The organism is Paracoccus panacisoli (assembly GCF_042435015.1).
Classification (GTDB): domain Bacteria; phylum Pseudomonadota; class Alphaproteobacteria; order Rhodobacterales; family Rhodobacteraceae; genus Paracoccus; species Paracoccus panacisoli.
The window spans coordinates 1-10,582 of record NZ_JBHMQU010000019.1 but is presented as its reverse complement, the minus strand read 5'-3'; the positions used below and the strand labels follow the sequence as shown (position 1 = coordinate 10,582).

The 10,582-nt window shown below is 66.9% G+C and carries 7 protein-coding genes; all 7 read left to right on the top strand.

Annotation, left to right across the window (positions count from 1 at the left end; genetic code table 11):
• Positions 1-76: 76 nt before the first annotated feature.
• On the top strand, positions 77-4,300 hold the full coding sequence (rpoC, locus tag ACFHYO_RS05230; RefSeq protein ID WP_394318873.1) for a DNA-directed RNA polymerase subunit beta': 4,224 nt from the start codon (positions 77-79) through the stop codon (positions 4,298-4,300).
• A 380-nt stretch (positions 4,301-4,680) separates the two neighbouring features.
• Positions 4,681-5,625 carry a DMT family transporter gene (locus tag ACFHYO_RS05225; protein ID WP_394318871.1) on the top strand — a complete coding sequence of 315 codons (945 nt, stop codon included), beginning with the start codon at positions 4,681-4,683 and terminating at the stop codon, positions 5,623-5,625.
• On the top strand, positions 5,625-6,455 hold the full coding sequence (locus ACFHYO_RS05220; protein ID WP_244960959.1) for a glycosyltransferase: 831 nt from the start codon (positions 5,625-5,627) through the stop codon (positions 6,453-6,455). The genes ACFHYO_RS05225 and ACFHYO_RS05220 overlap by 1 nt, the downstream gene beginning before the upstream one ends.
• 279 nt (positions 6,456-6,734) lie before the next feature.
• Positions 6,735-7,106 (top strand): 30S ribosomal protein S12, encoded by a 372-nt coding sequence (rpsL, locus tag ACFHYO_RS05215; protein WP_036707536.1) that lies wholly within the window; start codon positions 6,735-6,737, stop codon positions 7,104-7,106.
• 11 nt (positions 7,107-7,117) lie between these two features.
• On the top strand, positions 7,118-7,588 hold the full coding sequence (rpsG, locus tag ACFHYO_RS05210) for a 30S ribosomal protein S7 (RefSeq protein ID WP_036703027.1): 471 nt from the start codon (positions 7,118-7,120) through the stop codon (positions 7,586-7,588).
• A gap of 9 nt (positions 7,589-7,597) precedes the next feature.
• The gene (gene fusA / locus ACFHYO_RS05205) at positions 7,598-9,721 is read left to right on the top strand and encodes an elongation factor G (RefSeq protein WP_394318869.1); all 2,124 of its coding nucleotides are present in this window, start codon (positions 7,598-7,600) and stop codon (positions 9,719-9,721) included.
• A gap of 81 nt (positions 9,722-9,802) precedes the next feature.
• Positions 9,803-10,582, top strand: a 780-nt coding sequence (locus ACFHYO_RS05200; RefSeq protein WP_394318815.1) for an elongation factor Tu, incomplete at its 3' end; no start/stop codon positions are given.

Below are 10,582 nucleotides of genomic sequence, written 5' to 3'. Positions count from 1 at the left end.
CCCTACCGCCCCGTAGGGTGCGTGGTCCCCACGCACCGCCTCATCCTCCCCGCAGCGTCCCCACGAGGAATCCGACATGAACCAGGAACTTTCCACCAATCCGTTCAATCCCGTCCCGGCGCCGCGCCAGTTCGACGAGATCAAGATCTCGCTGGCCAGCCCCGAGGAAATCCTCGCCTGGTCCTTCGGCGAGGTGAAGAAGCCCGAGACGATCAACTACCGCACGTTCAAGCCCGAGCGTGACGGGTTGTTCTGCGCGCGCATCTTCGGCCCGATCAAGGACTACGAGTGCCTGTGCGGCAAGTACAAGCGCATGAAGTATCGCGGCCTGACCTGCGAGAAATGCGGCGTCGAGGTGACGCTGCAGAAGGTCCGGCGCGAGCGCATGGGCCATATCGAGCTGGCCGCCCCGGTCGCCCACATCTGGTTCCTCAAGTCGCTGCCGTCGCGCATCGGCCTGATGCTGGACATGACGCTGCGCGACCTCGAGCGCATCCTCTACTTTGAAAACTACGTCGTCATCGAGCCGGGTCTGACGGACCTCACCTACGGTCAGCTGCTGACCGAGGAAGAGTTCATGGACGCGCAGGACCAGTTCGGCGTGGACGCCTTCACCGCCAACATCGGCGCCGAGGCGATCCGCGAGATGCTGGCCGCCATCGACCTGCAGGCGACCGCCGACCAGCTGCGCGAGGAGCTGAAGGAGGCGACCGGCGAGCTGAAGCCGAAGAAGATCATCAAGCGGCTGAAGATCGTCGAATCGTTCCTCGAGTCGGGCAACCGGCCCGAGTGGATGGTGCTGACCGTGATCCCGGTCATCCCGCCGGAACTGCGCCCGCTGGTCCCGCTGGACGGCGGCCGCTTCGCCACCTCGGACCTGAACGACCTCTACCGCCGGGTCATCAACCGCAACAACCGCCTCAAGCGGCTGATCGAGCTGCGCGCGCCCGACATCATCGTGCGCAACGAAAAGCGGATGCTGCAGGAATCGGTCGACGCGCTGTTCGACAACGGCCGTCGCGGCCGCGTCATCACCGGCAACAACAAGCGCCCGCTCAAGTCGCTGTCGGACATGCTCAAGGGCAAGCAGGGCCGGTTCCGCCAGAACCTGCTCGGCAAGCGGGTGGACTTTTCGGGCCGCTCGGTCATCGTGACGGGCCCGGAGCTCAAGCTGCACCAGTGCGGGCTGCCCAAGAAGATGGCGCTCGAGCTGTTCAAGCCGTTCATCTACTCGCGGCTCGAGGCCAAGGGCTATTCGTCCACCGTCAAGCAGGCCAAGAAGCTGGTCGAGAAGGAGCGTCCCGAGGTCTGGGACATTCTGGACGAGGTGATCCGCGAGCACCCGGTTCTGCTGAACCGCGCGCCGACGCTGCACCGCCTGGGCATCCAGGCGTTCGAGCCGATCCTGATCGAAGGCAAGGCGATCCAGCTTCACCCGCTGGTCTGCTCGGCCTTCAACGCCGACTTCGACGGCGACCAGATGGCCGTGCACGTGCCCCTGAGCCTCGAGGCGCAGCTGGAAGCGCGCGTCCTGATGATGTCCACGAACAACGTGCTGTCGCCCGCCAACGGCGCGCCGATCATCGTGCCGTCGCAGGACATGGTGCTGGGTCTCTACTACACCACCATGATGCGCGAGGGGATGAAGGGCGAAGGCATGGCCTTCGGCTCGGTCGATGAGGTCGAGCACGCGCTCGCCGCCGGCGAGGTGCACCTGCACGCCAAGATCACCGCCCGCATCCCGCAGATCGACGAGGACGGCAACGAGGTCATCCGCCGGGTCGAGACGACGCCGGGCCGCCTGCGGCTCGGGGCGCTCCTGCCCAAGAACGCCAAGGCGCCGTTCGAGCTGGTCAACCGCCTGCTGCGCAAGAAGGACGTCCAGAACGTCATCGACACCGTCTACCGCTACTGCGGCCAGAAGGAATCGGTGATCTTCTGCGACCAGATCATGGGCATGGGCTTCCGCGAGGCGTTCCGCGCCGGCATCTCGTTCGGCAAGGACGACATGGTGGTGCCGGACAACAAGTGGATCATCGTCGAGGAAGTCCAGGACCAGGTGAAGGAGTTCGAGCAGCAGTACCTCGACGGCCTCATCACCCAGGGCGAGAAGTACAACAAGGTCGTGGATGCCTGGTCGAAGTGCAACGACCGCGTGACCGAAGCCATGATGGCCACCATCTCGTCGAGCAAGCGCGACGAGAACGGGGCCGAGGCCGAGCCGAACTCGGTCTACATGATGGCCCACTCGGGCGCCCGGGGTTCGGTCAGCCAGATGAAGCAGCTTGGCGGGATGCGCGGCCTGATGGCCAAGCCGTCGGGCGAGATCATCGAGACGCCGATCATCTCGAACTTCAAGGAAGGCCTGACCGTGCTCGAGTACTTCAACTCGACCCACGGTGCCCGCAAGGGTCTGTCGGACACCGCGCTCAAGACGGCGAACTCGGGTTACCTGACCCGGCGTCTGGTGGACGTGGCGCAGGACTGCATCATCCGTGAGCATGACTGCGGCACCGACCGGGCGATCACTGCCTCGGCAGCGGTCAACGACGGCGAGGTCATCGCGCCGCTCTCCGAGCGGGTGCTGGGCCGCGTCGCGGCCGAGGACGTGCTCGTCCCCGGTTCGGGCGAGGTGCTGGTGCGCCACAACGAGCTGATCGACGAACGCAAGGCCGACGCCATCGAGGCGGCGGGCGTGCAGACCGTGCGCATCCGCTCGGCGCTGACCTGCGAGGCCGAGGACGGCGTCTGCGCGCTGTGCTACGGGCGCGACCTCGCCCGCGGCACGCTGGTCAACATCGGCGAGGCGGTGGGCATCATCGCCGCGCAGTCGATCGGTGAGCCGGGCACCCAGCTGACGATGCGGACCTTCCACATCGGCGGCATCGCCCAGGGTGGCCAGCAGTCGTTCATCGCGGCCAACCAGGACGGCACGGTGAAGTTCGAGAACGAGGCGGTCCTCGAGAACGCCTCGGGCGAGCTGATCGTGATGAGCCGCTCGATGCAGCTGCACGTCATGAACGACCAGGGCACGGCGCTGGCGACGCACAAGCTGTTCTACGGCTCGAAGCTCATGGTCCGCGACGGCGACAAGGTGACGCGCGGCCAGAAGATGTTTGAATGGGACCCCTACACCCTGCCGATCATCGCCGAGCAGGCGGGCGTGGCGCGGTTCGTCGACCTTCTCTCGGGCCTCTCGGTCCGCGATGAGACCGACGATGCGACCGGCATGACCCAGAAGATCGTGACGGACTGGCGGTCGGCGCCGAAAGGCAACGACCTCAAGCCTGAGATCATCATCATGGGCGAGGACGGCGAGCCGGTCCGCAACGACCAGGGCAACCCGATCAGCTATCCGATGTCGGTGGACGCGATTCTCTCGATCGAGGACGGGCAGGAGGTCAAGGCCGGCGACGTGGTGGCCCGGATTCCGCGCGAAGGCGCGCGGACCAAGGACATCACCGGTGGTCTGCCGCGGGTGGCCGAACTCTTCGAGGCGCGTCGTCCCAAGGACCACGCGATCATCGCCGAGATCGACGGTACGGTGAAATTCGGCAAGGACTACAAGAACAAGCGCCGGATCATCGTGCAGCCCACGAACGAGGATCTCGAGCCGGTCGAGTACATGGTGCCGAAAGGCAAGCACATCCCGGTGCAGGAAGGCGACTTCGTGCAGAAGGGTGACTACATCATGGACGGGAACCCGGCGCCGCACGACATCCTGCGGATCATGGGGATCGAGGCCTTGGCCGACTATCTCATCGACGAGGTGCAGGACGTCTATCGACTGCAGGGCGTGAAGATCAACGACAAGCACATCGAGGTGATCGTCCGCCAGATGCTGCAGAAGATCGAGATCCTCGACTCGGGCGACACCACGCTGCTCAAGGGCGAGCACGTGGACCGCGACGAGTTCGACGAGGAAAACGCCAAGATCGAGTCGCGCGGCGGCCGTCCGGCGACCGGGGAACCGGTGCTGCTGGGCATCACCAAGGCGAGCTTGCAGACCCGCAGCTTCATCTCGGCCGCGTCGTTCCAGGAAACGACCCGGGTGCTGACCGAGGCCGCGGTGCAGGGCAAGCGCGACAAGCTCGTCGGGCTGAAAGAGAACGTCATCGTCGGCCGGCTGATCCCGGCTGGCACCGGCGGGGCCACCGCGCGGATCAAGCGCATCGCCGAGGACCGCGACAACGAGGTCATCGAGATGCGCCGCGCCGAGGCCGAAGCCGTGGCGGCGCTGGCCGCCGAGGTGACGCCGATCGAGCACGAGGAAGAGATCATCACCTCGCCCGAGGAATGATCGCGCGCTGATGCAAACAGAGGGCCCGGCGGCAACGCCGGGCCTTTTGCGTTGGGGAGGGCGGTTCGTCCGGGCGCGGCGCGGCTGGGGAGCTCTTGCGGGAAGTGGAAGCCGCCTGAGGTGGGGTGCAGCGCTGCCGGCCGGTGCTCGGTCCACGACCGCGACTAGCTTCGCTCAGCCAACCACGAACGAGCAACCTCCGTCCGTCGCCACGGAAGGGGCTTCTTTCTGGCCCAAATGCCCAAAACCCCGGAGCCACCGGCGCCACGCTCCGGTGATCGCACTACGATCCCGCCCAGCGGGACGAGCCGCCCGCCGCCCTTCCCCCCGATCCCGCGGCGGGGTAGTCGCTGGGAAAGCCTCTCCGCCCGCCAGGTCCGATGCGCACGCCCCTTCTCTCCGTGAACCGCCGCGTCAAGCCGCGGTCCGAGCCGCCGGCCCGGACCCGTGACGGCGACAACCTGCGCGGGGCGGCGCTCATGGTGCTGTCTATGGCGGCCTTCGTCTGCAACGACGCGGCGATCAAATACGTGACCCAGACCTTGCCGCTGCCCGAGGCGGTGCTGATCCGCGGCCTCGCCGTCTGCCTCATCCTGGGGGTGATGGCGCAGCGCGACGGGGGCATCGACTGGTGGCCGCACCGCCCCCGCGACCGCTGGCTGCTCGGCTGGCGGGCGGTGGCCGAGGTGGGATCGACCGTGCTCTACCTCCTCGCCCTGCAGCATCTCGCGCTGGGGGATCTGTCGGCGATCATGCAGTCGCTGCCGCTCCTGGTGATGCTCGCCGCGGCGGTGGTGTTCCGCGAGCGGCTCGGCTGGCGGCGGCTCACGGCCGTGGGCGTGGGCCTGATCGGCGTGCTGATGATCCTGCGGCCGGGCACGAGCGCCTTCAGCGTCTGGTCGCTCGTCGCCCTCGGCTCGGTGCTGCTGATCGTGGTGCGCGAGATCACCACGCGCGGCGTCTCGCCCGCGATCCGCACCAGCACCATCGCCTTTTCCGCCGCGCTCAGCGTGACGCTGTTCGCGCCGCTGCTGCCGTCAGAGGCGCCGTGGCGCTGGCCCACCGGGCTCGAGTGGGCGGGGCTCGCCATCGCCACCGGCTTCCTGACCATCGGCTATCAGACCGCGGTGGCGGTGATGCGGGTGGGCGAGGTCGGGTTCGTCTCGCCGTTCCGCTATACCTCGCTGCTGTTCGCGATTCTGCTGGGCGTGGTCGTGTTCGGGGACTGGCCCGACGGCTGGACCTGGGCCGGATCGGCGCTGGTGGTGGCGGCCGGGATCTATTCGATCTGGCGCGAGGCGCAGCTGCGGCAGGGGGCCGGGTGATGCGGGCGCAGATCCTCGCGCTCTGCCGGTTCTCTTATCTCGGCGGCCGGGGGTTCCAGGTCGAGCATGGCTCGCTCGCGGCACGGCGGGCGTTTCTCTATGACCCCGCGCGGCTCGCCCGGCGCTGGTTCTGGTTCGAGCGGGTGGCGCTGCCGGCGTGGCAGGCGCAGACCGACCCCGACTTCCGGCTGGTGGTGATGACCGGGCCGGACCTGCCCGAGCCCTACCTCACGCGGCTGCGGGCGCTCAGCGCCGCGACCCCGCAGATCGTGGTCGAGGCCGTCCCGCCGATGGACCATCACCGCACCGCCTGCGCCCGGGCGCTCGCGCCGCATCTCGACCCGCAGGCTGAGGTGGTGGGCTACGTCAAGCACGACGACGACGACGCCGTGGCGGTGGATTTCGTGGCCAGCGCCCGGCGCGACCTGCGGCTGGTGCGCCCGATGCTGAACCGCGACGGGCGGGCGTCCTGCGACTATGCCAAGGGCCTGATCCTGCGCGCCGACGGGGCTAGGGTCGAGGTGCTGCCGCGCCATGTCCACTCCACGGGGGTGGCGCTGGTGACCTGGGTCAGGGCGGGCGACCCCGGCTCGGCCATCGACTTCGAGCACTGGCGGCTCGGGCACCACATGAACGGAGTCGCGGTCCACGACCGGCCGATGTTCGTGCGCACCCTCCACGCCGACAACGACTCGGGCGCGCCGGGGCCGAACTACCCCTGGGCCAGCCCGCCCCACGATCCGGCGGCGCTGATGAAGCGGCGGTTCCGCATCGACCTGCCCGGCCTGCGCCGGGCGCTCGCCGCGGGCGAGGGCGGCGGGCCCGCCTGACCCTCACCCCGCCTGACCCTCACGTTGACAGGGACGACGATTCGACCTATAGCCCCCGCACCCCTGCGCGAAAGCGCCGGGGGCCAGAACCGCGCGGGCGTCGCCCCCTCGGTCACGATCCGGGGCCGCGCGCCCCGATCCTTCTGGAGTTTCGCCCCGTCCTACCCCGCCTCGCCGGGGCCGGATGGGTTTGGCGTTTCGCGATGGGCGCGAGGCGCTGTCGAGAAGTGGCGCGCCATGCCCGGGCGCGAGTATCGCAAACGCAGGACGGGGAACCGAATGCCGACGATCCAGCAGCTGATCCGCAATCCGCGGCAGCCGAAGGTGCAGCGCTCCAAGTCGCAGCACCTGCAAGGAAACCCTCAGAAGCGCGGCGTCTGCACGCGCGTCTATACCACCACCCCGAAGAAGCCGAACTCGGCCATGCGGAAAGTCGCCAAGGTGCGCCTGACCAACGGGTTCGAGGTCATCAGCTACATTCCGGGTGAAAAGCACAACCTCCAGGAACACAGCGTCGTGCTGATCCGCGGCGGCCGGGTGAAAGACCTTCCGGGTGTGCGTTACCACATCCTGCGCGGCGTTCTGGACACCCAGGGCGTCAAAGATCGTCGTCAGCGTCGTTCGAAATACGGCGCCAAGCGTCCGAAGTGAGGGTTTGAGAGATGTCCCGTCGTCACGCCGCTGAAAAGCGCGAAGTCCTGCCCGACGCCAAGTATGGCGATCGCGTGCTGACCAAATTCATGAACAACCTGATGGTGGACGGCAAGAAATCCGTCGCCGAGAAGATCGTCTATAACGCGCTCGACCGCGTTCAGGGCCGCCTCAAGCGCGAGCCGATCGAGGTTTTCCACGAAGCCCTCGACAACGTGAAGCCCTCGGTCGAGGTCCGCTCGCGCCGGGTCGGCGGCGCCACCTACCAGGTGCCGGTCGAGGTCCGTCCGATCCGCCGCGAGGCGCTCGGCATCCGCTGGCTGATCGACGCTGCCAAGAAGCGCAACGAGAACACCATGGAAGAGCGCCTGGCGGGCGAGCTGGCCGACGCGGTGAACAACCGCGGCACCGCGGTGAAGAAGCGCGAAGACACCCACAAGATGGCCGACGCCAACAAGGCGTTCAGCCACTATCGCTGGTAAGGAGCCATCATGGCACGCGAATATCCGCTGCAGCGGTACCGCAACTTCGGCATCATGGCCCACATCGATGCCGGCAAGACCACGATGACCGAGCGCATCCTGTTCTATACCGGCAAGAACCACAAAATGGGCGAGACGCATGACGGCGCCTCGACCATGGACTGGATGGAGCAGGAAGCCGAGCGCGGCATCACCATCACCTCGGCCGCGACCACGACCTTCTGGCAGCGCCACGAGGACACCGAGTTCACGGCCGACGAGTCGGCCCGCAACAAGCTGAACATCATCGACACCCCCGGCCACGTGGACTTCACCATCGAGGTGGAGCGCTCGCTGGCCGTGCTCGACGGCGCGATCTGCCTGCTCGACGGCAACGCCGGCGTCGAGCCGCAGACGGAAACCGTCTGGCGTCAGGCTGACCGCTACAAGGTTCCGCGGATCGTGTTCGTCAACAAGATGGACAAGATCGGCGCGGACTTCTTCAAGTGCGTCACGATGATCAAGGACCGCACCGGCGGCACCCCCTGCCCGGTGGCCCTGCCGATCGGCGCCGAGGACACGCTGGAAGGCATCATCGACCTCGTGAAGATGGAAGAGTGGATCTGGAAGGGCGACGACGTCGGCGCCTCGTGGATCCGCCAGCCGATCCGGGCCGAGCTTCAGGATCTGGCCGACGAATGGCGCGGCAAGATGATCGAGCTGGCCGTCGAGATGGACGACGACGCGATGGAGCAGTACCTCGAGGGCAACGAGCCCGACGAGGAGACCCTGCGCAAGCTGATCCGTCAGGGCACGCTGTCGATGTCGTTCTTCCCGGTGCTCGCGGGCTCGGCGTTCAAGAACAAGGGCGTGCAGCCCCTGCTGAACGCGGTGATCGATTATCTGCCGGCGCCGACCGACGTGCCGACGCTGATGGGCTTTTCGCCGGACGACGAGACCGAAGAGCGCAACATCGCCCGCGAGGCCGATGATGCGGCGCCGTTCTCGGCGCTGGCGTTCAAGATCATGAACGACCCCTTCGTTGGCTCGCTGACCTTCACGCGCATCTACTCGGGCGCGCTGAAGAAGGGCGACCAGATGATGAACTCGACCAAGGGCAAGCGCGAGCGCGTCGGCCGGATGATGGTGATGCACGCCATCAACCGCGAGGAAATCGAAGAGGCGTTCGCGGGCGACATCATCGCGCTGGCCGGTCTGAAAGAGACCACCACCGGTGACACGCTCTGCGATCCGGCGAAGCCCGTGGTCCTCGAGACCATGACCTTCCCCGAGCCGGTGATCGAGATCGCCGTCGAGCCCAAGTCGAAGGCCGATCAGGAGAAGATGGGCCTCGCCCTTCAGCGCCTGGCTGCCGAAGACCCGTCCTTCCGCGTCGAGACCGACCTCGAGTCGGGCCAGACGATCATGAAGGGCATGGGCGAACTTCACCTCGACATCCTCGTCGACCGCATGAAGCGCGAGTTCAAGGTCGAGGCGAACATCGGTGCGCCGCAGGTGGCCTACCGCGAGACCATCTCGCAGCCGGCCGAGATCGACTACACCCACAAGAAGCAGACCGGCGGCACGGGCCAGTTCGCCCGCGTCAAGCTGCAGATCGATCCCACCGAGCCGGGCGAGGGCTACTCGTTCGAATCGAAGATCGTCGGCGGCGCGGTGCCCAAGGAATACGTTCCGGGCGTCGAGAAGGGCATCAAGTCCGTCATGGACTCGGGCCCGCTGGCAGGCTTCCCGGTGATCGACTTCAAGGTGGCGCTGATCGACGGTGCCTTCCACGACGTCGACTCGTCGGTGCTGGCGTTCGAGATCGCCTCGCGGGCCGCGATGCGCGAAGGCCTCAAGAAGGCCGGCGCGAAGCTGCTCGAGCCGATCATGAAGGTCGAGGTGGTGACGCCCGAGGAATACACCGGGTCGATCATCGGCGACCTGACCTCGCGGCGCGGCATGGTCCGCGGCCAGGACACCCGCGGCAACGCCAACGTCATCGACGCGATGGTGCCGCTGGCCAACATGTTCGGCTACATCAACAACCTGCGCTCGATGTCGTCGGGCCGGGCGGTGTTCACGATGCAGTTTGACCATTACGAGGCCGTGCCGCAGAACATCTCGGACGAGATCCAGAAGAAATACGCCTGAGGCGGTGCGGGGCCAGCCCCCGCACCCTACCCCCCGTAGGGTGCGTGATCTCACGCACCGTCATTGAAAAGGAGCTTTGCAATGGCAAAGGCAAAATTCGAACGGACGAAACCGCACGTCAACATCGGGACGATCGGCCACGTTGACCACGGCAAGACGACGCTGACGGCGGCGATCACCAAGTATTTCGGCGAGTTCAAGGCCTACGACCAGATCGACGGCGCGCCGGAAGAGCGGGCCCGCGGGATCACGATCTCGACCGCGCACGTGGAATACGAATCGGACGCGCGCCACTATGCGCACGTGGACTGCCCCGGCCACGCCGACTACGTGAAGAACATGATCACCGGCGCTGCGCAGATGGACGGCGCGATCCTGGTCGTGAACGCCGCCGACGGCCCGATGCCGCAGACCCGCGAGCACATCCTGCTCGGCCGTCAGGTCGGCATCCCGTACATGGTCGTGTACCTGAACAAGGTCGACCAGGTGGACGACGAAGAGCTGCTCGAGCTGGTCGAGATGGAAGTGCGCGAGCTGCTGTCGTCGTACGACTATCCCGGCGACGACATTCCGATCATCAAAGGCTCGGCGCTGGCCGCTCTGGAAGGCCGTGACCCCGAGATCGGCGAGAACTCGATCCGTGCGCTGATCAAGGCGGTGGACGAATACATCCCGACGCCCGAGCGCGCCGTGGACCAGCCGTTCCTGATGCCGATCGAGGACGTGTTCTCGATCTCGGGCCGCGGCACGGTTGTGACCGGCCGGGTCGAGCGTGGCGCGGTGAACGTGGGCGACGAACTTGAGATCGTCGGCATCCGCCCGACCAAGAAGACGACCTGCACGGGCGTCGAGATGTTCCGC

Excerpts from the sequence above, each read along its gene's own strand:
- rpsG (WP_036703027.1), top strand. The coding sequence starts at position 7,118 with ATGTCCCGTCGTCACGCCGCTGAAAAGCGCGAAGTCCTGCCCGACGCC.
- ACFHYO_RS05225 (WP_394318871.1), top strand. The coding sequence starts at position 4,681 with ATGCGCACGCCCCTTCTCTCCGTGAACCGCCGCGTCAAGCCGCGGTCC.
- ACFHYO_RS05220 (WP_244960959.1), top strand. The coding sequence starts at position 5,625 with ATGCGGGCGCAGATCCTCGCGCTCTGCCGGTTCTCTTATCTCGGCGGC.
- rpoC (WP_394318873.1), top strand. The coding sequence starts at position 77 with ATGAACCAGGAACTTTCCACCAATCCGTTCAATCCCGTCCCGGCGCCG.
- fusA (WP_394318869.1), top strand. The coding sequence starts at position 7,598 with ATGGCACGCGAATATCCGCTGCAGCGGTACCGCAACTTCGGCATCATG.
- rpsL (WP_036707536.1), top strand. The coding sequence starts at position 6,735 with ATGCCGACGATCCAGCAGCTGATCCGCAATCCGCGGCAGCCGAAGGTG.